Here is a 23,687-nt window from a genome sequence, read left to right on the forward strand (position 1 = left end):
TCTATCGCCAACTTACGAATTTTATTTTTTACTTTTAGGAGTTCATATGACACAAGAGTACCGCACTCTGCGCAATAACATTAGTATGTTAGGGCGTTTTCTCGGAGAAACAATCAACGATGCACAAGGTGCCGATATTCTCGAATTAATCGAAAATATTCGTAAACTTTCTCGTAATTCTCGTGCTGGTAATGATAAAGCAAGACAAGAATTGCTCGACACGCTCGGTAGTATTTCTAATGACAATATTATTCCTGTCGCACGTGCTTTCAGCCAATTTTTAAACCTCACTAACATAGCTGAACAATATCAAACAATTTCGCGTGAACATTCTCTTGCTCAAAGTTCTTCTCAATCCTTAATCGAACTTTTCAAACGCTTAAAAGAACAAAATGCCTCAGTGGAAGAGGTGCATAAAACCGTTGAAAAATTATTAATTGAGCTTGTTCTGACCGCACACCCAACAGAAACAACACGTCGTTCACTCATTCATAAACATATTGAAATCAATAAATGTTTAAGCAAGCTAGAACACCATGATTTAACTGAAAAAGAACGCAATATTATTGAGCGCCTATTACTTCGCTTAATCGCTGAAGCATGGCATACCAACGAAATTCGTACTGTTCGCCCAACGCCATTTGATGAAGCCAAATGGGGCTTTGCGATGTTGGAAAACAGTTTGTGGCAAGCTGTGCCAGAATTTTTACGCCAACTCAACGAAACCGCCCGTGAATTTTTAGGTTACGATTTGCCAGTAGGATTAAAACCCGTACGCATTTCCTCTTGGATGGGCGGTGACCGTGATGGAAACCCATTTGTTACCGCACAAATCACCCAAAAAGTGCTTTATTTTGCCCGTTGGAAAGCGGCGGATTTATTCTTACAAGACATCAGCAAATTAGCCGATGAACTTTCAATGGTGAAATGTAGCGATGAATTTTGTGCTAAATATGGCGAGCATTTAGAACCCTATCGCTTTGTGGTGAAAAATTTACGCAATCAGCTTACGGCAACATTAGCTTATTTTGATGATCACCTATCAGATCGCACACCGCGCGTATCTGAAAGCGAAATTATTTTAGAAGATAATCAACTTTGGGAGCCACTTTACGATTGTTATCAATCTTTAATTCAATGCGGTATGCGCATTATTGCAAATGGCTCATTGTTGAATATTTTGCACCGTATTAGTTGTTTTGGCGTAACGCTTTCTCAAATGGATATTCGCCAAGAAAGCACACGTCACACCGATGCCATTGCTGAAATCACGCGCTATATTGGTTTAGGTGATTACTCTCAATGGACGGAAGACGATAAACAGGCTTTCTTAATTCGCGAATTAAGCTCACACCGTCCATTAATTCCGCAAAACTGGACACCATCGCCTGAAACCAAAGAAATTTTAGATACTTGCAAAGTCATTGCTCAACAAAAACAAGGTGTCATTGCGTGTTATGTTATTTCAATGGCACGCAGTGCATCTGATGTTTTAGCCGTTCATTTACTCTTAAAAGAAGCAGGCGTGCCATATCATATTCCTGTTGTGCCATTATTCGAAACCTTAGATGATTTAGATGCAGCCGAAAAAGTGATGACTCAACTTTTCAATGTGGGTTGGTATCGTGGCGTTATCAATAATCGTCAAATGGTGATGATTGGCTATTCGGATTCGGCAAAAGATGCGGGAATGATGGCAGCCTCTTGGGCGCAATACCGTGCACAAGAAGCCTTAGTGAATTTAACTGAAAAACTTGGCATTGAACTCACTTTATTCCACGGACGTGGTGGAACGATTGGTCGTGGCGGTGCGCCAGCACATGCGGCATTACTTTCTCAACCACCTCGTTCACTAAAAAATGGTTTACGTGTAACAGAACAAGGTGAAATGATCCGCTTCAAACTGGGTTTACCAGCTGTGGCGATAGAAACCTTTGATCTCTACGCCAGCGCCATTTTAGAAGCAAATCTTTTACCACCACCAGAACCGAAACCAGAATGGCGCACTATAATGGACGAGCTTTCTACTATCTCTTGCGACATTTATCGTGGCGTGGTGCGTGGCGATAAAGATTTCGTTCCTTATTTCCGCAGTGCGACGCCAGAACAGGAGCTCTCCAAATTGCCGCTTGGCTCTCGTCCAGCAAAACGCAATCCAAATGGCGGCGTGGAAAGTTTACGCGCCATTCCTTGGATTTTTGCGTGGATGCAAAATCGATTAATGCTGCCAGCTTGGTTGGGCGCGGGTGCCTCTATCCGTCAGATTATTGAACAAGGCAAAGGCGATATCATTCATGAAATGTGCGAAAACTGGCCGTTCTTTTCAACTCGAATCGGTATGTTGGAAATGGTATTTAGTAAATCAGATGCTTGGCTTTCCCAACAATATGATCAACGATTAGTGAAAAAAGAACTTTGGTATTTAGGCGAAAATTTGCGTAAACAACTTGAAGATGATATTCAAACTGTCCTTTCACTTTCTCACCAAAGTGAATTGATGTCTGATTTACCTTGGATTGCAGATTCAATCGCATTGCGTAATATCTACACGGATCCACTCAATCTTCTGCAAGTAGAATTGCTTCACCGTTTCCGTGAAAATCCTGAGCAAGTCAATCCCGATGTGGAACAAGCATTGATGATTACCATCACAGGTATCGCGGCAGGGATGCGCAATACGGGCTAGAAAGATGAAAAAAGTGCGGAAAATTTTCCGCACTTTTTTATTCAAATCGATCACTTAATAAAAATTGTAAAACCGCATCCATTCTCAAATGAGGAATGCTCTCTCCTTGTTCTAAAGGCTGAGGTTCAAAACTATCGAAATCAAAGTGCGGTTGTTTTTGCCAGAATTCTGATCTTGGTAATTTGCTCGGCACCGTTCCTGGATAAAGCGTAATCGGTTGTTTATCAATAGAACGAATCCCTTGAATTGCTTTAATTTCTTTTCCTTGCTGATTTACAATCACTTGCTTTGTGGTACGAACAGCCGCAATAGCGGTATATTCCGTATCGATTCCTTCAAATTCCACATGACGACCACCCTCTTGCACAATTTGGCGCATTAAACTCACTAAATTAGGAATTTGATCCCGAGTAATATGATCCGCCTTCGTCGCAACAAACATTAATCGATCAATTCGTGGAGAAAACAAACGATGAAGAAAATTTCTGCTACCATAATGGAAATTATTAAATAACTGATTTAAGCCCATTTGCATATCTAAAAAGGCTTGCTGACTGTGATTTAAAGGCGTTAAACAATCCGCCAAAATAACTTGACGATCAAAAGTAGAAAAATAATTTTCATAAAAACCTTTCACAATTTTATTGCGATAATAATCATAACGTTTTGTCAGCACAGCAAAATAGCTATTCGATTTGGCTGTTTTTTTCAAGGTTTGCCACTGTTCTTCCGAAAGATGAATTAATGGGAAAAATTGTAATGCGGGCGCCCCCTCTAAATCACTTGGCAACACAAATCGCCCAGGCTGAATAAATTGCATACCTTGCGACTTACATTGGTATAAATAATCCGTATAACTTTTTGCTATCTTGGCTAAAATATCTTCATTTGCAACCGCACTTAAATCCAAATCCTGCAACATGGAAAACCAATTCTGCGCCAATTCTTCACGAATGCCAGTTGTAACCTTGATTTGCTCTTGTGACCATTGTTGAAAATCTAGATTTAGCAACGGCAAATCGAGCAGCCATTCACCCGGATAGTCAAAAATATCCAGGTAAAGTGTGCCGCGTTCTTTCAAATGACGTAGCAAGCCAGATTGACGTTGAAAACGAATTGCTAAACGTGTTTCACTCACACCACGAGTAGACTGAAACCACTGAGGCGGATTTTGTGACAAATCATTTAAATTACTTTCATAATCAAAACGTGGCACGCTGAGATCTTGTTGGGATACTCGTTTCACCGCCAAGATCGCACCATTTCTAGCTGCTTCAAACAAGGGCAAGTGCTGTGATGAATTTTGATTAATGGAGAGAAGTTGATTGATCAAACTTGTAATAAACGCCGTTTTTCCACTCCGACTTAACCCCGTTACCGCTAAACGCAAAGTGCGGTCAAAACCACGATTAATAATTTGATTGATTTCGTTTTGAACCCTATTAAACATTCAATATCCTAGCCATTTTTACTAATATGCCTTACAATTTGACACATAATTTATCACAATGCATTTGTTATGTTACGCAAAAATCTTACGTTTTTCTGTTTTCTATTTAGTATTGGCTTGAATTCCCAACTTCAAGCGGCTCCGCGCGTACCAGAACACCTAACAGAAAACGGATTAACTTATTGTACTAATGCCTCTGGATTTTCTTTTAATCCACAAACTGCTGACGCTGGCACAAGTATGAATGTCGTCACAGAGCAAATTTATAACAAACTTTTTGAAATAAAAAACCATAGTGCGAACGTTACACCCGTGCTTGCTCAGTCTTATACTATTTCACCTGATGGAAAAGAAATATTAATCAATTTGCGTCGTGGTGTTAAATTTCACCAAACGCCATGGTTTACCCCAACACGCGATTTTAATGCAGAAGATGTAGTATTTTCTATTAATCGGGTACTTGGCCATACAACTTATTTGCCACAATTAAGCGAAAACCTTATTACGTATAAAAATCCACAGTATCGTGTATTTCACGAACAAGCTAAGAAAGTACATTTCCCATATTTTGAAAGTATAAAGCTAAACGAAAAAATTAAATCTGTTACCGCTCTTTCACCTTACCAAGTCAAAATTGAGTTATTTACACAAGACTCATCTATTTTGTCACATCTTGCTAGCCAATATGCAATTATTTTCTCACAAGAATATGCGTATCAACTCAGTGCCGATGATAATCTTGCCCAATTAGATACCCACCCTGTTGGTACGGGACCCTATCAAGTGAAAGACTATGTATATAACCAACATGTCCGCTTAGTGCGTAATGAAAATTACTGGAAAAAAGAAGCGAAAATCAAAAATATTGTTGTTGATCTTTCTACTGACCGAAATGGTCGTTTAGTTAAATTTTTTAACAACGAATGCCAAATTGCTTCTTATCCTGATGTTAGCCAAATTGGTTTATTAAAAAGCGATGACAAACACTATTATATGCAATCTACTGATGGAATGAACTTGGCATATTTAGCATTTAATTTTGATAAGCCGATCATGCAGGATCGTACTATTCGGGAAGCTATCTCGCAAAGTTTAAATCGGGCGCGTATTATTCACAATATTTATCATAATACAGCAACTGTTGCGAATAATATTATTCCTGAGGTTTCTTGGGCATCAAATGTTAATAGCCCAGAATTTGAGTTTGATTATAATCCCAAAATTGCTCAAAAAGTCTTAAAAAATAAACATCTTTCACTTAATTTATGGGTCATTAATGAAGAACAAGTATATAATCCCGCACCGTTTAAAATGGCTGAAATGATAAAATGGGATTTAGCACAAACTGGAGTTAAAATTAACGTTCGAGCAGTAACACGTACTTTTTTAAGTGAACAACTTCGTAATAAAACAGAAAATTATGATTTAATTCTTACAGGATGGTTAGCTGGGAATCTTGATCCTGATGGTTTTATGCGACCAATTTTAAGTTGTAATACACAAAATGAAGTAACTAACTTATCTAATTGGTGTAATCAGGATTTTAATCATTTAATGGATAGTGCTATTGCAACAACACACTTAGCAGAACGTGTTCGTTTTTATAACGATGCTCAAAATCTCGTATTACATGAATTACCCATTATTCCCATTGCGAATGTAAAACGCATCTTAGTTGCCAATACTCGTGTAAAAGGTGTTGAAATGACACCTTTTGGTAGCCTAAATTTTTCGACTTTACATTTAAGTAAGGAGAAACCTTAATGTTGTGGTCTGCTATTCGTCATATTATCTGGATAATCATATTATTATTAGTATTATCCTTAATCAGTTTTATGATCTTATTGCGTGATCCACTCAATGCTGATCTTGTCACACAAAATATCTATAACGCTTATTACATCTATTTAAAAACATTGTTACAGGGTGATTTTGGCATCACTTATAACGGAGGAAAATCCTTAATTGATTTAATTTTGACTGTATTACCTCCTACTCTAGAGCTTTGCTTTACTGCACTCTTATTAGCTTTTATCTTTGGCTTACCTCTCGGTATCATCAGAGCGGTTAGCTCTCAACAAATTTTTGCTAAAAGTTTACAAAGCTTATCCTATTTAGGTTTATCCATTCCTATATTTTGGCTTGCACCTCTTTTACTCTACACCGCATCCATCAATCATTGGGAGATTGCCGCTATAGGACAATATAATTTACTCTATGAAATCATACCGATTACAGGCTTTCCAGTTATTGATGTTTGGTTCGTTAATGAGCCATATCGCACTAAGATTATACAAAACGTCTTACAACATCTAGCATTGCCTACGCTTGTTTTATGTATTTTACCTACAATGGAAATTATTCGTCTTATTCAACAACAGGCTGAATACATTCTTTGTCAAAACTTTGCTAAAGTAGCAACAACACGAGGTTGGTCAAAATGGAAAATTTTACATCAATATGTTTTTCGTAATACCCTTCCATTATTGATACCCCAAGTGCCACGTGTATTTACACTTGTGCTAACGCAATGTATGTTAGTCGAAACAGCACTTGGTTGGCCAGGTATTGGTCGTTGGCTTATTAATGCTGTAGCTGAACAAGACTATAACAGTATTGCAGCAGGAGTTATAGTTATTGGTATATGTATTATTTTAATTGATACCTTAATTAAAAGTATCACTTTTATACTCGATCCATTTAAAAAGAAAGGTTGGTATGCAAGATAAAGAACCTGAAGAATTTCGAGAAAATACCTCAATATTCCAAATTTGGCTACTATTTCGCAAAAATACCATTGCGTTGTTCAGCTTTTATTTATTAATATTGTTAACTCTGACCGCACTTTTCAGCAGTTGGATAGCGCCTTATTCTGATAACACACAGTTTGTTGGGCAAGAATTAATGCCACCATCTTGGGTTGATAAAGGGCAAATAGCTTTTTTCTTTGGCACAGATGATCTAGGACGAGATATTTTAAGTCGCTTAATTATGGGTACTCGCTATACCCTGGGCTCTTCCTTATTGGTACTCATTGCCACCGCACTCATTGGGGGGGCTCTTGGCATTATTGCTGGTATGTTAAAAGGGATAAAGGCACGTTTTGTGGGGCATATTTTCGATGCTTTTTTATCTTTACCTATTTTACTTATTGCAATCATCATTTCCACATTAATGGAGCCTAGTTTATGGAATGCTATGTTTGCAACGCTATTCGCAATTTTACCTTATTTTATTCATGCTATTTATCGCGCAATTCAAGAAGAATTAAAAAAAGATTATGTCATCATGCTCAAACTTGAGGGGATTTCTAACTGGACATTATTAAAAACCACCATTTTGCCTAATATCACAGTTGTGTATATTCAAGAAATCTCACGGGCTTTTATTGTTGCAGTACTAGATATCAGCGCACTAAGTTTTATATCTCTTGGCGCTCAACGTCCTACACCTGAATGGGGAGCGATGATCAAAGATTCACTTGAGCTACTCTATCTTGCGCCATGGACAGTACTTTTACCTGGTTTTGCTATTATTTTCACCATTTTACTCAGTATTATTTTTAGTAACGGCTTAATTAAAGCCATTAATCAATATTATGAATAACTTATGGCACTATTAGATATTCGCAACTTAAATATTGAAATAAAAACACCAAACGGTCGCATTAAAATTGTGGACGGTATTAATTTATCACTCAATGAAGGAGAAATCGGTGGACTTGTGGGTGAATCAGGTTCTGGTAAAAGTTTAATCGCCAAAGTTATTTGTAATGCGGTCAAAGAAAACTGGATTATCACCGCAGATCGTTTCCGATTTGACGATGTAGAATTACTAAAGCTTAATCCAAATCAACGTCGTAAACTTGTCGGTAAAGAAATATCTATGATTTTCCAAGATCCTCTTTCTTGCCTTGAACCAAGTCGAAAAGTCGGTAAGCAGCTTATCCAAAATATTCCTAATTGGACATTTAAGGGAAAATGGTGGCAATGGTTCGGATGGAAAAAACGCCGTGCTATTGAATTATTACACCGTGTTGGTATTAAAGATCACCATGATATTATGTCCAGCTATCCAAGCGAACTTACTGAAGGTGAAGGTCAGAAAGTAATGATTGCTATTGCCGTAGCAAACCAACCTCGTCTACTCATTGCAGATGAACCTACGAATACTCTAGAATCTACGACTGCGCTACAAGTTTTTCGATTACTTTCTAGCATGAACAAAAACCAAGGTACGACTATTTTACTTGCAAATAACGATATTAAAAGCATCAGTGAATGGTGTGATCACATTTCTGTTCTTTATTGTGGACAAAATGCTGAATCTGCCCCAACAGAAATATTATTAGCATCGCCACACCATCCCTACACTCAATCATTAATCAATGCGATCCCGGATTTTACTCAGCCTTTAGGATTTAAAACTAAATTAGGTACATTAGAAGGAACAGTACCAATTCTAGAACAAATGCCTATAGGTTGTCGTCTTGGACCACGTTGTCCTTTCGCACAAAAGAAATGTATTGAAAAGCCGAACAAGACCAAAATTAAGCAACATGAATTTTCTTGCCATTACCCCGTTAATCTTCGCGAGAAAAATTTTAAAGAAAAAACCACTACTACACCATTAACGCTCCATCGTAAAGGAAATGAATAATGCCGTTATTAAAAGTAGAAGATTTAACTAAAACCTTCAAAGGTCGAAAACGCTTATTTGGTACCAGCTATTTTAATGCAGTAGAAAATATAAGTTTTTCTCTTGAACGCCAGCAAACAATCGCTATTATTGGGAAAAATGGCTCAGGAAAATCCACATTGGTCAAAATGATCGCGGGTATAATTCCACCCTCTTCAGGTCGTATTATATTTAATCATCATGAATTACAACATGATGATATCCAATATCGAGCCCAGCATATTCGCATGGTCTTCCAAGATGCTAATTCAGCTTTCAATCCACGATTAAATATTGGTGAGATACTTGATACCCCTTTACGTCTGGCTACTAATTGGGATGAGTCGCACCGTAATCAAAAAATCTTTGATACACTTTTACTTGTTGGACTTTATCCTGATTACACCAATTTGAAAATCAAAAACCTTTCTGTAAGCCAGAAACAACGAATTGCATTAGCTCGAGCTCTTATTCTATCACCTGAAATTATCATTATTGATGATGCACTGGGTAATCTTGATGCTTCCGTACGCATACAACTACTCAACTTAACATTAGATTTACAACAACGGCTTGGTATTTCCTATATTTATGTTGGACAAGATCTTGGCATGATTAAACATATTGCCGATCAAGTTATTGTAATGGATGAGGGAAAAATGATTGAATATGGGTCACCAAGAACATTATTTAGCGCACCGCAAACTGAAATTACTCGTCGTTTAGTTGAAAGTCATTTTGGAAAAATTCTTGATGAGAACGCTTGGATAAATAATTAGAAAAAATTGAGTTGGTCGATAAGCCGAGTTCTGTCGTGGACAATCATTCCTCTAGGCGACAAATTACTCTGCCGCTCAAGCAACCTACCCGAATCCTGAGCGGGCCACTCATTGGATTCCTATTTGGTCTTGCTACGAGTGGAGTTTACCCTGCTGCCAACCGTTACCGGAGGCACGGTGCGCTCTTACCGCACCCTTTCACCCTTACCGTTTACACGGCGGTCTGCTCTCTGTTGCACTGGTCGTCGGCTCACGCCGCCCGGACGTTATCCGGCACTCTGCCCTGTGTAGCTCGGACTTTCCTCTCGTTTACTTGTCCCACTAGGTCGTATAAATACGGTTAAGGGCTTCAATAAACCAGCGATTGTCTAACCAACTCGGTGAGTAGTATAGGGGCAATCATTAGTGCGGTCAATAAAATCCCCAATTTTTGAATATTGCTCATCAATCTTATAAACAATAATGCCTAATTTTTCATTCGTATTTTTTTATGATTCCGCTAAAATAGCGCCAATTTCAACCGCTCTTTTAGGAAGAAAAATGAACTATCTAAAAATCGCACAAGATTCCCTTTCAGTGGAAAGCAACGCACTTTTACAACTCAGCCAGCGTTTAGGCGAGGATTTTAATCAGGTCGTCGATTTAATCCTTGCTTGCGAAGGACGATTAGTCATCGGCGGGATAGGAAAATCTGGTTTAATCGGCAAAAAAATGGTGGCTACATTTGCCTCTACGGGCACGCCAAGTTTCTTTTTACATCCAACGGAAGCCTTCCACGGTGATTTAGGTATGTTGAAACCAATTGATATCGTGATGTTAATTTCCTATAGCGGTGAAACTGATGATGTCAATAAACTAATTCCAAGTTTAAAAAATTTTGGTAATAAAATTATTGCCGTGACGAGTAACAAAAACTCCACGCTCGCACGCCATGCAGATTATGTTCTAGATATTACTGTTGAGCGAGAAGTGTGTCCAAATAATCTAGCGCCAACAACCTCCGCACTTGTAACGCTTGCCCTTGGCGATGCACTCGCTGTGTCGCTCATTACGGCACGCAATTTCCAACCCGCTGACTTTGCTAAATTCCATCCAGGTGGTAGTCTTGGTCGCCGTTTACTCTGTAAAGTAAAAGATCAAATGCAAACTCGTTTACCAATTATCAAACCGGAAACCAATTTCACTGATTGCTTAACTATAATGAATGAAGGCCGAATGGGCGTTGCATTAGTCATGGAGAATAATCAATTAAAAGGCATTATTACGGATGGCGATATTCGTCGAGCATTAACGACAAATGGCGCTGATACCTTAAATAAAACTGCACAAGATTTTATGACAAACTCACCTAAGACAATTCACCAAGATGAATTCCTAGCAAAAGCAGAAGACTTTATGAAAGCGAAAAAAATTCACTCGCTAGTTGTTGTTAATGATGAAAATCACGTGGTGGGTTTAGTGGAATTTTCAAACTAAGGAATCCCAATGCAACAAAAATTAGAAAATATTAAATTTGTTATTACTGATGTGGACGGCGTGCTCACCGATGGACAACTCCATTATGATGCTAATGGTGAAGCGATTAAAAGTTTTCATGTGCGAGATGGTTTAGGCATAAAAATGCTGATGGATGCAGGTATTCAAGTAGCAGTGCTTTCTGGTCGAGACTCCCCTATTTTACGTCGTCGTATTGCCGATCTTGGTATTAAATTATTCTTTCTTGGCAAACTTGAAAAAGAAACGGCTTGTTTTGATCTTATGAAACAAGCAGGCGTCACTGCCGAGCAAACCGCTTATATTGGTGATGATAGCGTAGATCTCCCCGCCTTTTCTGTTTGTGGTGCTTCTTTTGCTGTGGCTGATGCCCCTATTTATGTGAAAAATGCTGTTGATCATGTACTTTCCACTAATGGAGGAAAAGGCGCATTCCGTGAAATGTCCGATATGATTTTACAAGCTCAGGGAAAATCTTCTGTGTTTGATAGCGCCCAAGGTTTCCTAAAATCAGTGAAAAATATGGGACAATAAAATACCTAAAAATAAACCGCACTTAGGCAACCCCAAGTGCGGTTATTTTTATGCGTGTTTTTTATAATGCTTTTAAGATGTCTTCAACACGATCTTTTGCATCCCCAAAGAGCATTTGCGTATTCTCTTTGAAGAATAATGGGTTTTGTACGCCAGCATAACCCACTGCCATTGAACGTTTGAACACAATTACATTTTGTGCTTTCCATACTTCCAACACAGGCATTCCCGCGATTGGACTATTTGGATCTTCCATCGCAGCTGGGTTTACCGTATCGTTCGCACCGATAACCAATACCACATCGGTATCAGCGAAATCGTCGTTGATTTCATCCATTTCAAGTACCACATCGTAAGGTACTTTCGCTTCGGCTAAAAGCACGTTCATGTGGCCAGGTAAACGTCCCGCAACAGGATGAATACCAAAACGAACGTTCACACCACGTTCACGCAATTTTGCCGTAATATCAGCAACTGGATATTGTGCTTGTGCAACAGCCATACCATATCCCGGTGTGATAATGACAGAACTTGCATTTTTCAACAATTCAGCCACTTCTTCTGCCGTAGTTTCACGGTGTTCGCCTTGTTCTTCGCTTGAAGAAACTTGAACATCATTACCAAAACCACCTGCAATTACGCTCACAAATGAACGGTTCATTGCTTTACACATAATGTAAGAAAGGATTGCACCAGAAGAACCAACAAGCGCACCTGTAACGATGAGCAAATCATTATTCAACATAAAACCTGCTGCAGCCGCTGCCCAGCCTGAATAGGAGTTAAGCATTGATACCACAACTGGCATATCTGCCCCACCAATTGAAGCCACTAAGTGCCATCCAAATGCAAGCGCAATCGCTGTCATTAATAACACAGGGAAAATGCTTTCTGGATTATTCAAGAATGCAACCATCAATAATGCAGATACCACAAGTGCGGCTAAATTTAATTTATGGCGATGTGGCAACATTAATGCTTTTGAATTAATTTTTCCGCTTAATTTACCAAATGCGACAACAGAACCAGTGAAAGTCACTGCACCGATAAAAATACCTAAAAATACTTCAACATTATGAATATTCGTTAATACTGCTTGCTCTGCTACAAATGCGGCTTGTGCTGCTGCATCTAATCCTTCTGGCATTAACGCCTCATGGTGTAAACCATAGCTATTAAAGCCTACGAGTACAGCCGCTAAACCGACAAAACTGTGAAGAATCGCCACAAGTTCTGGCATTTCAGTCATTTCTACTTTTAATGCACGTTGAACACCGATTGCACCACCGATGATCATCGCAATAATGATCCAAAATGTTCCTTCAGAATGAGGGCCAAAAATTGTTGCGATAAGGGCAATGGTCATACCAACAATACCGAACCAACAACCCGCTTTAGCAGTTTCATGTTTAGAAAGTCCTGCCAAGCTCATAATGAAAAGTAATGCTGCTAAAATATACGCAGCCTGTACTAAACCTTCAGACATTGTGCGCTCCTTAACCTTTTCTAAACATTGCTAACATACGTTGTGTGACACGGAAACCACCAAAAATATTGATGCTTGCCACCAAAATCGCCACAAAAGCTAAGGCATCAATAAATAGATTGCCTGTTGGCTGACGAATTTGTAATAACGCGCCTACAATAATAATGCCTGAAATTGCATTTGTTACTGCCATTAATGGTGTGTGAAGTGCATGGCTAACATTCCAAACCACGTAATAACCCACCACGCAAGCTAAAACAAATACAGTGAAATGTGATAAAAATGCAGCTGGTGCAACGGAAGCTAACCAAAGGAATAACACGCCAACACCTGCCATCACACCGTATTTCACACGAGGATCTGTTGGTTTAGATTCTTTTTTCTCTGCCACTGGTGCCGATTTGGTTTCTTGTTTTGGTTGTGCAGACACTTGAATTTGTGCTGGTGGAATTTCTTCCCCATCACGAACAACGGTTACACCACGAAGAACCACATCTTCAAAATCAATATTGATATTGCCATCTTTCTCTTTGCACAAAAGTTTTAATAAATTGACTAAGTTTGTGCCATAAAGTTGAGACGATTGCGTTGGTAAACGGCTTGGGAAATCTGTATAACCAATCACTTTCACTTGGTTTTCAGTTGTAACAACTTTCCCTGCTTGCGTATATTCACAGTTACCGCCTGTTGCAGCTGCTAAATCCACAATCACCGAACCTGGTTTCATTGAATCCACCATTTCTTTGGTGATTAAACGAGGCGCTGGTTTACCCGGAATGGCTGCCGTAGTAATAATAATATCGACTTCTTTAGCTTGTTCTGCGTAAAGCTCCATCGCACGACGGTTAAATTCTTCCGACATCACTTTCGCATAACCATCACCACTGCCACCTTCTTCTTTAAAATCAATTTCTAAGAAGCTTGCACCCATACTTTGAACTTGCTCTTTCACTTCAGGACGAGAGTCAAAAGCACGAACAATCGCCCCAAGGCTATTTGCCGCACCAATTGCCGCCAAACCAGCCACACCCGCACCAATCACCAACACTTTTGCTGGTGGAACTTTACCTGCAGCAGTAATTTGCCCGGTAAAGAAGCTACCGAATTCATGCGCAGCTTCAATAACAGCACGATAACCAGAAATATTCGCCATAGAAGAAAGCGCATCTAATGCTTGCGCACGAGAAATACGAGGCACTGCATCCATTGCTAACACATTAATTTTCTTCGCGGTGAGTTTTTTCATTAACTCAGGATTTTGCATACGCCAAATAAAGCTCACAAGCGTTGCCCCTTCCTTCATTTGAGCGATTTCTTCATCTGTCGGTGCATTTACTTTGAAGATAATATCCGATTGCCAAATTTCAGCCGACGTACCGATCTTCGCGCCTGCCTCTAAAAATGCTTGATCTTCAAAACTAGCTTTAAAACCTGCATCGTGTTCCACGATCACGTCAAAGCCCAATTTCAATATTTGCTGAACCGTTTTCGGCGTTGCCGCCACACGGCTCTCATTCTCAAGCAGCTCTCTAGGTACACCAATTAACATACTGTTTCCCTCTGATTGATGATTGGGTTGATGAGATTAATGAACAAACTTTCGCCTATTCATCGTTAAAATGACAAAAAGTCAAACGGATACAACTGTATCATTGATTGAATGAAAATAGGTAACGTTTTTAAGTGGTTTTACAAGATATTGTGATAGGGATCACGAAAAACCCCACATAAAAACACCTCAAATTAGGTATCCAGGTTTTGAGGTGCAGATTATGTCCTACTCTTATCAATTTCGTTTGAAAATTATCAAACTCGTTACCGAACAGGATTATGGTATCCGTGAGGTGGCTAAACTTCATAAAATTTCCCATGCTCTCGTCATTTATTGGCTAAAAGCATTTCGGGAAAGGGGGCTTGATGGCGTAAAATCGCCTTATACGAACTTTCAAACACCGAAAATAGTGAAGCCAAAGATGAAAAAGAAAGACATTGAAATTCTAGAAACTACAGACTTTTCACCTAAAGCGTTTAAAAAGTTACAACGAGAGCTTGCCTTGGCTCGAGCGGAGATTGCTTATCTAAAGGAGTTGGAGGCGCTCGACCGTCAAAAACAACGACAGAAAAAAGAAAAATCATTGAAAGATTGAAGCCTGACCATGCGTTAAATGATTTACTTCATGTGGCTAAAATGCCTCATTCAAGCTTTTACTATAAAGAGATTAAGCGAAATTATCACGAGGTAAAAGAGGCTATCTTATTGCTGTATAAAAAGAGCAGAAAACGAGATGGTTATCGCCCCATGACGTTTAAATTACGCCAACTGGGTTTTAATTTGAATCATAAAACGGTGTTAAAGCTGATGAATGAGTTAGGTATTCATTCCATTTTACGCAAGAAAAGACATGGAAAACGTGGAAAAACATCGCATATTGCCCCGAATTTACTGAATCGTGATTTTACCGCAACGGCACTCAATCAAAAATGGGTAACGGATGTAACGGAGTTTCATGTTGGGCAAGAAAAGCTTTATTTTTCACCGTTGATGGACTTGGCTAACCGAGAAATTATTGCCTATAACTTTGCGACACGCCCGAAGTTTTCATTGGTAAAAAAGATATTAGCACAAGGGCTTAGTCGGCTTAAACCGACAGAATGCCCGATTATTCATAGTGACCAAGGTGTATTGTATGGCACGGCGGAATGGGAGAAAATGTTGGAGGGTAAAGCAGTGCAAAGTATGAGTCGCCGAGGAAATTGCTACGATAATGCGGTGATTGAAAGTTTTTTTGCGATACTAAAATCAGAGTGTTTTTACTCTCGGACTTATCATTCAATTGCTGAATTACAGGCTGAAATTGAAGAATATTTAGTGTATTACAACCAAAAACGCATTAAACTTGCTTTCAAAGGATTGAGCCCGGTGCAATACCGAGCTCAATATTTAAGTTAACTAACCTGTCCAACTTTTGGGGGGCAGATCATAATTTTTTATCCTAAATTAAATTTTAGGATATGAACGACAATGTTCGCATACTAGCTCCCACTTACCTAAACGAAATCTTCGGTAAGGTCGTACATGAATGGGTTTTATGCAATTACAAGAAATCATCGCATATTCTCCTATATTAAGAGAGTGAGATTGTCTATATGCAATAATTGATTTAAACTATGTATGTTTCGGCCAGGAAACAACAAATGCTTGAATTAATTAAAAGCATTTATGAATTAAGACACTCTTTAAACCTTAATTCAGACTCCCAAAAGGTATTAGTTACTTCTAATACCTTTTTTATTAAGCTATGAGTAAAGGTTGTTTTAAAGGATATTGTTCTGGATAAAGGGCAGATAAAAATACTTTTGCTCCATTAACAATAGTTTTCCCCCATTGATCATGTTGATAAATTGGACTATTAAGAACCCATAGGTCTTGCATAGAACGATTTTTAAATAAATCAGAAATATAGTATTGTTGAGAATGTATCAATAAAGCATCTCCGTCCTCAGTAACAGCTTCAGAACTTCCTGAAATATACCAACCTAAACTAGAAAATAAAACTACATATCTTTCAGCTGTAGCCATTACAGTAGAAGGGCTTACATTCAAAGTCTTGCAATAAGATAAGAAAGTATCCATTTGTAATGCTGTACTTCCTGTTTCTATTTTCGTAAATGCATTAGCTGATTTTCCCATTCCATCAGCAATTACAGCTTGATGTATATTCCTTTCTAATCGACATTCTTTAAGTATAAGTAGTAGAATTGTCGTAAATTTTGTTATTTTCTTAGTCCCCATATTTCTTTCCCCCTCCTACTCTTAAGTGAATAATACTCTCCCTAATGGGGGAAATCAATATACAGGAAGTGAATCTATTGTTTTAAGCATATAGCAATTTGTTAAATAATTGATTTATAAGTAATAATTATTTACTTGCATTCCTATAATTTTTATTTTTAGGCTTATTTTTCTAGCTTTTCGGCTTACTCACCCACACGATGGCGCAAGCGTCCTCGCTTGTGCCTATCAACTAAAAGTGCGGTCACAAAATCCAAAGGATTTTGAACATTGGTTCTCCCAACGTTTATGGGTAAAATTCACAATGTTTTTATTAAACAGCCCAGCGTGAACGCTGGCGCTATCATTGGAGCAATGATTGAATAAAAATAGTCATAAAGAATATAAAATTTTCATTATTTCCATCTCCATAACTAGCGCAAGGTGCGTTGAACTAACGATTAACGTACGCTACCTTGATGACGAATTAATTTTCTTTCTCTAAAAAAAGCGCGGTCATTTTTCAGATTGTTTTTAAAATTTAAAAACTCCCAAATTTTTGACCGCACTCTATTTAAATAATAAATTCAATGCTTTATAAGTTACATTTTCCCTTATTCCACTTAGGATCTTGATAGCCACATTCAGCGGGAGAAAGATATATATACCCCTTAGTATTCATACATTCATCAAGATTTTTATATCTTTTGTCATTTATTTGATAGTTTTGCGGATAGTAGTGTAGATTTATATCACCATACTTTCCTCCACAAGAAACAAGATCTTTCCATCGTTGTTTTGAGTTTGTATGTCCTAGTAGTTCTTTTTTTTGATACCCTGCAATTAATGGATATTCTTTCCCCTTATCAACACAATTAACCATTTGTGGAGTATAAAAACATCCGTTTGAATACCAACATCCGTTTAATATAAAACAAAGAAAAAATAAGGTGTATCTCATTTTATTTACCTCCTATTTTCATTAAAAGTTCAAACATATCTGATGACATTACATCGGATAAAGCCCCAGATAGTGCGCGTTTCCTAACGCGTGCCAAAAACATCCGTTTTGTTTGATTCAGGTTTTCACTATTTTTATTAACAACTTCATTCAGTCTGTCTATTTTAGTTAGATTCAAGCACGCATCAGGAGACGCGCGCTATCTAAGGGTGTTGGCGTCCCCCAGTTTCCCATTCCTTGACATATTTCATTCATTACATAAGCCTTTATTCATTCTTTTCGGACTTTTTAATCCACATTCATTTGAGCTAAAAATAACATATCCCTTTTGAATCATATACTTATCAAAAATCAAACTATGATCCACGGGATATATAATGCTAGATAAATGTTTATCTCTATATTTAGAACCACAAGAAAAGGCATCTTTCCAACGTTGTTCTATATCAGTATTACCGACAGAAAGCTTTTTTTGATAATATGCAATCGAGCTAAATGCTATTCTAGGTTCATCACAAGTCACTAATTGTGGAGAATGAAAACATCCATCTTTCCAGTAAAACAAACAGCTATTTAAGGAAAACAAATAGATAAGTAACATAAAATATTTCATTTTATTTACCTCCTATTTTCATAAAAAGTTCAAACATATCTGATAACATTACATCAAATAAAGCAAATGGTGCGGATACCGGAATTACAATAGCAATTGTTACTTAGTAGGCTATTCATTACATATCCCCTTATCCCATTTGGAATTTTTATAACCGCATTCTGCGGGCCAAAATCTTTTATATCCTTTCCTTTCCATACAAGATTGAAATTCTTCGTATTTACCAGTTTTATTAATGTAGTAAAGTTCTTGATCTCCATATTTACTACCACAGCTAACAGCATCTTTCCAACGCTGTTGCTGATCAGTTTTACCTATACTATAAGGCTTTTGATAATGAGCTATTGATGAGAACACTTCTCCTTTTTTATAGCAATTACTTGAGACAACCTGAATGATTGGTCTAAAACATTCACCCTCAAAAGAATATAAACAACCACTTATCAAAAACACTGAAATAATTAATAAGATTATTTTCATATTAATTACCTCCTAATTTAAAAAGTACTTCCATCATATCCGAACTAATTAGATCAGATACAGCAAATGGTGCGGATCACGGTCATTTTTCAGATTGTTTTTAAAATTTAAAAACTTCCAATTTTTTGACCGCACTCTATTTAAATAATAAATTCAATGCATTATAAGTTACACTTTCCCTTATCCTACTTAGGATCTTGATAGCCACATTCAGCCGGCCAGTATTGGTTTTTCATTAACAACTTTATTCAGTTTGTCTATTTTAGTTAGATTCAAGCACGCGCAGGAGACGCGCGTTATCTAGCGGCAGATCTTGCCTTTAGAAAAGCGCGGTCAATATTCAAGGGATTTTAAAATTCACTGAATATTGACCGCACTTTTAAGCACCTTTGTTAATTACTGCCAAGGCTTAGCATCAGGCTTGCTGTGTTTTTTTCGCCATTGAATACATGCAGGTCTATTCCACATTGTTTTTTCTTCACAGATTGGTCCACCTTCTAAATACCAACCTTTTTTCTCTAAACAAAGATTGACCTCTGGATTATCACTTTCACCGGTAACAAAATCCATACCGCAATCCTTCATATCTTTTTCTTTTCTATCAACATATTTAGTTAAAACATTAGGATCTGATTCAGGGAATAATGCATCTGCATTATGTAAGCGCCAATGATCATGTGGTGGAAGTGGTTGAAACCATCCACTACAGCTTGTAAGCAATAAGATTGAGGGTATTAAGAATAAAAATCTTATTTTCATTTTATTTCTCCTTCGCTTTATTTAATTCAAAAATCGTTCTTTCATTACCCATTTTAAGATCTCCCTCAGTTCGATATCCATCAGTAATACATTGTCGTTGTCCTAGTCCATGGCAATTATGTACTGATGAATTGTCACCAAATATATCGCTAATACGTGCAATCCAACCTTTATTGAGATTATTTTCAGATGTCGTTGCGGGGTTTCCTCCCAATAAAATCGGCACTACCTACTGGCTTAAATCAATATAGCCTTCCCGAGCTGTGATTTCTATGCCTTTCGCGCCGTTAATTATGTTACCTCCACGAATGTCTTGCTCGTGATAGTCTGTGTGAGCATGTTTAATACCGGTGCCAACCTCAACTCGAGCTTATCGTGCCGGTGCTAAGGTCACTAATTGCCTGATAACCCTGTAAGGCCAGCACCGCGCCGGTGCGCGTAATCATAGGGGATAATAAAAAGTGCGGTCCAATTTTTACGCGTTTAATAAAACACTGCAGAATCTTACCGCACTTTGACGACACTTAACGTTTATGTTTTGCCCACTATTCGCAAACAAAAACATAAGTGTTTTTTCCTCTCACTCGATTTTGCTATCTAATCCCAAAATCCCTTTTCGTTCTTGTTCCATGCAGGCTCTTGTATATGGAACTCTTTTCGAGCCATCAGGATCTATTGATTGAGGATACATTTCTTCAGATTTACGTATACATAGACTATATGCCTCCATTTCATTTTGAGATGGCACTACTCCGTTATTCCAAAATCTTTCAATGGGGTCATCAAATAACACTCCACAGCCAGATAAATAAAATATTAAAGGTAAAATAAAAATAAAATATTTTATGCATTTCATGTAGTTATCCGTTTGCTGTGTGGCATTGTTATAATCATCTCGATCTATACCACAACTAGATAAAGTAAGAATATTTATGATAGTGAGTGTAAATTTTTTCATAAAAGAAATTATTATTAATACCTTTTTTCTTTCATGCAACTATCTACATATTCCATACGATCATAGTATCCTTCTCTTTCGTTAGGATATATTTCATAAGCCTTATCAAGACATTTTTTAATTTCACTCATCTTAGATTCGGAAGGACGAATACCATCATTCCAAAACCTAACTATGGGATCATTAACATCCGAAATACAAGAAGTCAGTAATGTAAATAAAGGTATTAATATATTTTTATTCATTTTATTATCTATTTAGCTTTAATTGGTAAAGACAGATTGGGATTATCTTTTATAGGTTTCCATTATCTTTAGAAAGATATCTCTCCTTTATTTTTAATAGTCTATGTGGTATGTGAATCAAATATTCATGCAAAAATAAAAAAATTAATACATGAATCCACTTTTCTCACTTTGTTATTTTATTCTTACATCCTCATCAGTAAGCCATTCATACTCCTTAGGTATGTCTTTATATAAAGGTGTTCCATTTACTCTCATACAATGAACAAAAATATCACTCATATTAACTCTATAAGTATCACCATATTTATGTTTTTTCTCATAAAACAATGATTGAGTTAGATTGTTGCAGTATTGTTCATTTTTAGCTCTCAATAACTTTGCTTCTTGAGGTTCGTTTTCATAAAATTCTTTTTCCTTCTTGTTAAATTCGTTAGAAGCATTAAGACTAGAATAATAACCATCCCAGAATCTGACTGCAATACAGGAGGTATCATTAGTACAACAAGATGTTGTAAGTAACAAAATTAGTAAATAATAAAATCTATCTTTCATATCAAATCCTATTTGGCTTTTATTATTTGAGGTAACGATGGATTTTGGTTATCTGGTATAGGAACCCACTTCTCATTAAATTCTTTGTAATATGGATTTTTAACTTTATTAGCATCCAAAACTACATCCCCTTTTTCATTAATATAATCTCCTTTTTCATTAATGAGATATTCACTAGGCACTTCCGCAAAATAACTACTATGCGAGTAAGTAAACCAAGTATTTTCCACTCCGCCTGTCGGTTCATTACCGCCTACAATATATTTACTACGCAAGGCTATTAATGGTGTTCTTCCCACAAAGTCGGTGTAATGCACTGCAGATTTTACTGTGCCGTTACTTGTTTTCTCTTGGTTATTTTTATCTAAATAGCGATAGCTTCCGTTAACATGTGCAAGTTGATTGGCGTAATCCTGTACATGCGTTGCCGTACCATAAAAACGAGATTCTCGAATCGGAATATTGGTTAAACCGTTTCTATTAGCATATTGTAACGCCACACTTGCCGTTAGACCGCCTCGGCTGTGATTACTAAGATCAATTTGATACTTGTTGTCTTTAGCATATTGGTAAAGTTTCACATTCGCTTTTTCTGCTGTCGTTAACGGTAATCTGCCTCCCAATAAATCATTGGTTTTATCGTAGGCAGCATAAAGCAATTCCGAAATCAGGTTACTTGTAGGTCGGTTATAAACCACTGCAACACCTTCTTTATTAGTTTCCCATTTGTTCTGTTTTATCGCATTTTTTAATGCGTCATCTAAAGGATTCATAATACCGTTATTAGAAATGGTAATAACATTATTTGAATCACTTGGCTTCAATTCGGTAATATCAAAAATTTGACGTTTATTTCCTATTTCTGCTCTACCATTTTCTGTCGGACGTTTTGAGCCATCCCTATTGAAATTAGAGCAATACAGTGAATCTTGTTTACAAGTTGTTAACCAAATTTGTTCAGGTGCGGTAGCGGCTCTGACAACAGGGTCTGAAGCAACAGCTGTTCCTACATATTTTATTGCATCAGTGTTACCCCAACCTTGTAAACCTCCAAGTGCCAAATCTACATAAAAAGCAACTTTCTCAAGTTTATTTGCACTATTATCTAATGCTAGAGATTCATCAGTGTTATAGCCTGTTTTACCATCTTCTCCGCGAGTATTTTTACGGATTTCAACAGCTTCAGCTCGTTTCTTATCTGCGATATTATACAGTTCTTTCTTAATATCTTGGCGAGTTTGGTCAAATTTTTGAGTCACATTTCTTTGTAAATCAATTTCTCTTTGAACCTCATCTCCATTAAAATGATTCTCTAATTTACCACTTTGACTTTGAGCACTATCGAGAGTGATATCTGTTTTTATAGCGGAAATAGTTTCATTGACCGTTTTCCCCGTTAGAGACTCTTGTGTACTTGTATCACGAATTTCAATATTCTTAGTATTAATACCACTTTTTGTTGTGCTTGATTGGCTATCCTTGTCATAACCAAATCCAACGCTATGTGTTGTTTCTACAGAATCCCATCCAGCTGCCAAAATTGGATTATCCGTTTTTACTGTCGTTTCTTTACCGTTCTCATCTCTATACAAAGGCTGACCTTCCGCATTTTTAGCCTGAACGCCACTTTGTGCTTGACCATCTTTACCAAATGGTGTTTCAAAATTAGCCGATACACTACCACTTACACCAAAACTGCTGCCACTATGGTTTGAGTGATTATCAATATCTGAATGGGTAATGCTGCCAGTACTAAAATGGTTTTTGCCATCCTCTTCTGCCTTTTGTGTAGAGGTAATCAATGCACCTTTAAGATCGGTATGCTTATTAACATTAATATCATAGCCTTCATCTCCGGCATAGATTCCTGCCTGTTCATTCACGCTTGCATGATCAGCATTGATTTTTGATTTATTGAAACTACCTCCAACGGATGCGCCATAACCCACTGTCACACTCCCACTCGCATTCATTTGTTTGCCTTTGTATGTGGCAGTGTCTTGCAAGCTTTCGATGTTGAGGTTTTCCGCATCCAATTCAACACGTTTACCCTTCACTTGACTGCCTGCAAGAGTAACATCACCATCTGCATTAATCACGGTTTTTCCTTCAGTATGAGTACGTGATTTGCTCTTTTTAAGCTATTAATAAAACTTATAATGTTGCATCAAATTTTGCTTAAAAATACTACAAAGCCTATATTTAAAACACAAAAAGTGCGGTCAGTTTTTGAGAGGT

Annotated in this window: 22 protein-coding genes, 1 other RNA gene and 1 pseudogene; 10 read left to right on the top strand and 14 right to left on the bottom strand. The window is 37.4% G+C overall.

The window, feature by feature from the left end:
* Nucleotides 1–46 precede the first annotated feature (46 nt).
* Nucleotides 47–2,686, top strand: a complete 2,640-nt coding sequence (ppc, locus tag KP712_RS02940) for a phosphoenolpyruvate carboxylase (RefSeq protein WP_215770537.1) — start codon at nucleotides 47–49, stop codon at nucleotides 2,684–2,686.
* Between the two features lie 37 nt (nucleotides 2,687–2,723).
* Here the strand turns inward: ppc and KP712_RS02945 are convergent, their stop codons facing one another.
* Nucleotides 2,724–4,136 carry a YcjX family protein gene (locus KP712_RS02945; protein WP_215770538.1) on the bottom strand — a complete coding sequence of 471 codons (1,413 nt, stop codon included), beginning with the start codon at nucleotides 4,134–4,136 and terminating at the stop codon, nucleotides 2,724–2,726.
* Nucleotides 4,137–4,205: 69 nt separating this feature from the next.
* Here KP712_RS02945 and KP712_RS02950 point away from each other — a divergent pair, with 69 nt between their 5' ends.
* Genes KP712_RS02950 through KP712_RS02970 form a run of 5 tightly spaced genes read left to right on the top strand, consistent with a single transcriptional unit; the run spans nucleotide 4,206 to nucleotide 9,592 of the window.
* Nucleotides 4,206–5,900 (top strand): ABC transporter substrate-binding protein, encoded by a 1,695-nt coding sequence (locus KP712_RS02950; protein WP_215770539.1) that lies wholly within the window; start codon nucleotides 4,206–4,208, stop codon nucleotides 5,898–5,900.
* Nucleotides 5,900–6,865, top strand: a complete 966-nt coding sequence (locus KP712_RS02955; RefSeq protein WP_215770540.1) for an ABC transporter permease subunit — start codon at nucleotides 5,900–5,902, stop codon at nucleotides 6,863–6,865. The genes KP712_RS02950 and KP712_RS02955 overlap by 1 nt, the downstream gene beginning before the upstream one ends.
* Nucleotides 6,855–7,742 (top strand): ABC transporter permease subunit, encoded by an 888-nt coding sequence (locus KP712_RS02960; protein WP_215770541.1) that lies wholly within the window; start codon nucleotides 6,855–6,857, stop codon nucleotides 7,740–7,742. The genes KP712_RS02955 and KP712_RS02960 overlap by 11 nt, the downstream gene beginning before the upstream one ends.
* Before the next feature lie 3 nt (nucleotides 7,743–7,745).
* On the top strand, nucleotides 7,746–8,795 hold the full coding sequence (locus KP712_RS02965) for an oligopeptide/dipeptide ABC transporter ATP-binding protein (protein ID WP_215770542.1): 1,050 nt from the start codon (nucleotides 7,746–7,748) through the stop codon (nucleotides 8,793–8,795).
* A complete protein-coding gene (locus tag KP712_RS02970) occupies nucleotides 8,795–9,592 on the top strand; it encodes an ATP-binding cassette domain-containing protein (RefSeq protein WP_215770543.1) in 798 nt (265 codons plus the stop codon). Before KP712_RS02965 ends, KP712_RS02970 begins: the two co-directional genes overlap by 1 nt.
* 3 nt (nucleotides 9,593–9,595) lie before the next feature.
* Here KP712_RS02970 and rnpB read toward each other — a convergent pair.
* Nucleotides 9,596–9,972: RNase P RNA component class A (rnpB, locus tag KP712_RS02975), an RNA gene on the bottom strand.
* 160 nt (nucleotides 9,973–10,132) lie between these two features.
* Here rnpB and KP712_RS02980 point away from each other — a divergent pair.
* Together KP712_RS02980 and KP712_RS02985 are read left to right on the top strand one after the other, a co-directional pair.
* Nucleotides 10,133–11,068: a KpsF/GutQ family sugar isomerase gene (locus KP712_RS02980; protein ID WP_215770544.1), complete on the top strand. Its 936-nt coding sequence runs from the start codon at nucleotides 10,133–10,135 to the stop codon at nucleotides 11,066–11,068.
* Nucleotides 11,069–11,077: 9 nt separating this feature from the next.
* The gene (locus tag KP712_RS02985) at nucleotides 11,078–11,620 is read left to right on the top strand and encodes an HAD family hydrolase (protein WP_215770545.1); all 543 of its coding nucleotides are present in this window, start codon (nucleotides 11,078–11,080) and stop codon (nucleotides 11,618–11,620) included.
* A gap of 61 nt (nucleotides 11,621–11,681) precedes the next feature.
* Here KP712_RS02985 and pntB read toward each other — a convergent pair whose 3' ends face one another.
* Nucleotides 11,682–13,106, bottom strand: coding sequence for a Re/Si-specific NAD(P)(+) transhydrogenase subunit beta (gene pntB, locus KP712_RS02990; RefSeq protein WP_005637794.1), 1,425 nt, complete (start codon nucleotides 13,104–13,106; stop codon nucleotides 11,682–11,684).
* A gap of 10 nt (nucleotides 13,107–13,116) precedes the next feature.
* Entirely contained in the window at nucleotides 13,117–14,655 is a 1,539-nt protein-coding gene (pntA, locus tag KP712_RS02995) for a Re/Si-specific NAD(P)(+) transhydrogenase subunit alpha (protein WP_118793831.1), read from the bottom strand.
* 223 nt (nucleotides 14,656–14,878) lie between these two features.
* Here pntA and KP712_RS03000 point away from each other — a divergent pair, with 223 nt between their 5' ends.
* Nucleotides 14,879–15,253, top strand: a complete 375-nt coding sequence (locus tag KP712_RS03000) for a transposase (RefSeq protein WP_215770546.1) — start codon at nucleotides 14,879–14,881, stop codon at nucleotides 15,251–15,253.
* Nucleotides 15,250–16,056, top strand: coding sequence for an IS3 family transposase (locus KP712_RS03005; protein WP_252346400.1), 807 nt, complete (start codon nucleotides 15,250–15,252; stop codon nucleotides 16,054–16,056). The genes KP712_RS03000 and KP712_RS03005 overlap by 4 nt, the downstream gene beginning before the upstream one ends.
* A gap of 342 nt (nucleotides 16,057–16,398) precedes the next feature.
* On the opposite strand, the gene KP712_RS03010 is transcribed toward KP712_RS03005, so the two are convergent.
* The 10 genes and pseudogenes from KP712_RS03010 to KP712_RS03055 form a co-directional block, all read right to left on the bottom strand.
* The gene (locus KP712_RS03010) at nucleotides 16,399–16,899 is read right to left on the bottom strand and encodes a helix-turn-helix transcriptional regulator (protein ID WP_215770547.1); all 501 of its coding nucleotides are present in this window, start codon (nucleotides 16,897–16,899) and stop codon (nucleotides 16,399–16,401) included.
* A 574-nt stretch (nucleotides 16,900–17,473) separates the two neighbouring features.
* Entirely contained in the window at nucleotides 17,474–17,839 is a 366-nt protein-coding gene (locus tag KP712_RS03015) for a hypothetical protein (RefSeq protein WP_252346401.1), read from the bottom strand.
* A gap of 247 nt (nucleotides 17,840–18,086) precedes the next feature.
* Nucleotides 18,087–18,440, bottom strand: coding sequence for a hypothetical protein (locus KP712_RS03020; protein WP_215770548.1), 354 nt, complete (start codon nucleotides 18,438–18,440; stop codon nucleotides 18,087–18,089).
* A gap of 123 nt (nucleotides 18,441–18,563) precedes the next feature.
* Nucleotides 18,564–18,932, bottom strand: a complete 369-nt coding sequence (locus KP712_RS03025) for a hypothetical protein (RefSeq protein ID WP_118805286.1) — start codon at nucleotides 18,930–18,932, stop codon at nucleotides 18,564–18,566.
* A 396-nt stretch (nucleotides 18,933–19,328) separates the two neighbouring features.
* Nucleotides 19,329–19,691 (bottom strand): hypothetical protein, encoded by a 363-nt coding sequence (locus KP712_RS03030; protein WP_215770549.1) that lies wholly within the window; start codon nucleotides 19,689–19,691, stop codon nucleotides 19,329–19,331.
* Between the two features lies 1 nt (nucleotide 19,692).
* On the bottom strand, nucleotides 19,693–19,917 hold the full coding sequence (locus KP712_RS03035; RefSeq protein WP_193388687.1) for a hypothetical protein: 225 nt from the start codon (nucleotides 19,915–19,917) through the stop codon (nucleotides 19,693–19,695).
* A 354-nt stretch (nucleotides 19,918–20,271) separates the two neighbouring features.
* Nucleotides 20,272–20,649, bottom strand: coding sequence for a hypothetical protein (locus tag KP712_RS03040; protein ID WP_215770550.1), 378 nt, complete (start codon nucleotides 20,647–20,649; stop codon nucleotides 20,272–20,274).
* Nucleotides 20,650–20,663: 14 nt separating this feature from the next.
* On the bottom strand, nucleotides 20,664–20,894 hold the full coding sequence (locus KP712_RS03045; protein ID WP_009500283.1) for a hypothetical protein: 231 nt from the start codon (nucleotides 20,892–20,894) through the stop codon (nucleotides 20,664–20,666).
* Nucleotides 20,895–21,068: 174 nt separating this feature from the next.
* Nucleotides 21,069–21,449: a hypothetical protein gene (locus KP712_RS03050; protein ID WP_215770551.1), complete on the bottom strand. Its 381-nt coding sequence runs from the start codon at nucleotides 21,447–21,449 to the stop codon at nucleotides 21,069–21,071.
* Between the two features lie 8 nt (nucleotides 21,450–21,457).
* Nucleotides 21,458–23,563 (bottom strand): annotated as a pseudogene (locus KP712_RS03055) (hemagglutinin repeat-containing protein); the annotation flags it as partial.
* Nucleotides 23,564–23,687 lie beyond the last annotated feature (124 nt).

Origin of the sequence: Haemophilus sp. SZY H68, assembly GCF_018829685.1 — a bacterium.
Classification (GTDB): domain Bacteria; phylum Pseudomonadota; class Gammaproteobacteria; order Enterobacterales; family Pasteurellaceae; genus Haemophilus; species Haemophilus haemolyticus_K.

Excerpts from the sequence above, each read along its gene's own strand:
- ppc (WP_215770537.1), top strand. The coding sequence starts at position 47 with ATGACACAAGAGTACCGCACTCTGCGCAATAACATTAGTATGTTAGGG.
- KP712_RS02945 (WP_215770538.1), bottom strand. The coding sequence starts at position 4,136 with ATGTTTAATAGGGTTCAAAACGAAATCAATCAAATTATTAATCGTGGT.
- KP712_RS02950 (WP_215770539.1), top strand. The coding sequence starts at position 4,206 with ATGTTACGCAAAAATCTTACGTTTTTCTGTTTTCTATTTAGTATTGGC.
- KP712_RS02955 (WP_215770540.1), top strand. The coding sequence starts at position 5,900 with ATGTTGTGGTCTGCTATTCGTCATATTATCTGGATAATCATATTATTA.
- KP712_RS02960 (WP_215770541.1), top strand. The coding sequence starts at position 6,855 with ATGCAAGATAAAGAACCTGAAGAATTTCGAGAAAATACCTCAATATTC.
- KP712_RS02965 (WP_215770542.1), top strand. The coding sequence starts at position 7,746 with ATGGCACTATTAGATATTCGCAACTTAAATATTGAAATAAAAACACCA.
- KP712_RS02970 (WP_215770543.1), top strand. The coding sequence starts at position 8,795 with ATGCCGTTATTAAAAGTAGAAGATTTAACTAAAACCTTCAAAGGTCGA.
- KP712_RS02980 (WP_215770544.1), top strand. The coding sequence starts at position 10,133 with ATGAACTATCTAAAAATCGCACAAGATTCCCTTTCAGTGGAAAGCAAC.
- KP712_RS02985 (WP_215770545.1), top strand. The coding sequence starts at position 11,078 with ATGCAACAAAAATTAGAAAATATTAAATTTGTTATTACTGATGTGGAC.
- pntB (WP_005637794.1), bottom strand. The coding sequence starts at position 13,106 with ATGTCTGAAGGTTTAGTACAGGCTGCGTATATTTTAGCAGCATTACTT.
- pntA (WP_118793831.1), bottom strand. The coding sequence starts at position 14,655 with ATGTTAATTGGTGTACCTAGAGAGCTGCTTGAGAATGAGAGCCGTGTG.
- KP712_RS03000 (WP_215770546.1), top strand. The coding sequence starts at position 14,879 with ATGTCCTACTCTTATCAATTTCGTTTGAAAATTATCAAACTCGTTACC.
- KP712_RS03010 (WP_215770547.1), bottom strand. The coding sequence starts at position 16,899 with ATGGGGACTAAGAAAATAACAAAATTTACGACAATTCTACTACTTATA.
- KP712_RS03015 (WP_252346401.1), bottom strand. The coding sequence starts at position 17,839 with ATGAGATACACCTTATTTTTTCTTTGTTTTATATTAAACGGATGTTGG.
- KP712_RS03020 (WP_215770548.1), bottom strand. The coding sequence starts at position 18,440 with ATGTTACTTATCTATTTGTTTTCCTTAAATAGCTGTTTGTTTTACTGG.
- KP712_RS03025 (WP_118805286.1), bottom strand. The coding sequence starts at position 18,932 with ATGAAAATAATCTTATTAATTATTTCAGTGTTTTTGATAAGTGGTTGT.
- KP712_RS03030 (WP_215770549.1), bottom strand. The coding sequence starts at position 19,691 with ATGAAAATAAGATTTTTATTCTTAATACCCTCAATCTTATTGCTTACA.
- KP712_RS03040 (WP_215770550.1), bottom strand. The coding sequence starts at position 20,649 with ATGAAAAAATTTACACTCACTATCATAAATATTCTTACTTTATCTAGT.
- KP712_RS03045 (WP_009500283.1), bottom strand. The coding sequence starts at position 20,894 with ATGAATAAAAATATATTAATACCTTTATTTACATTACTGACTTCTTGT.
- KP712_RS03050 (WP_215770551.1), bottom strand. The coding sequence starts at position 21,449 with ATGAAAGATAGATTTTATTATTTACTAATTTTGTTACTTACAACATCT.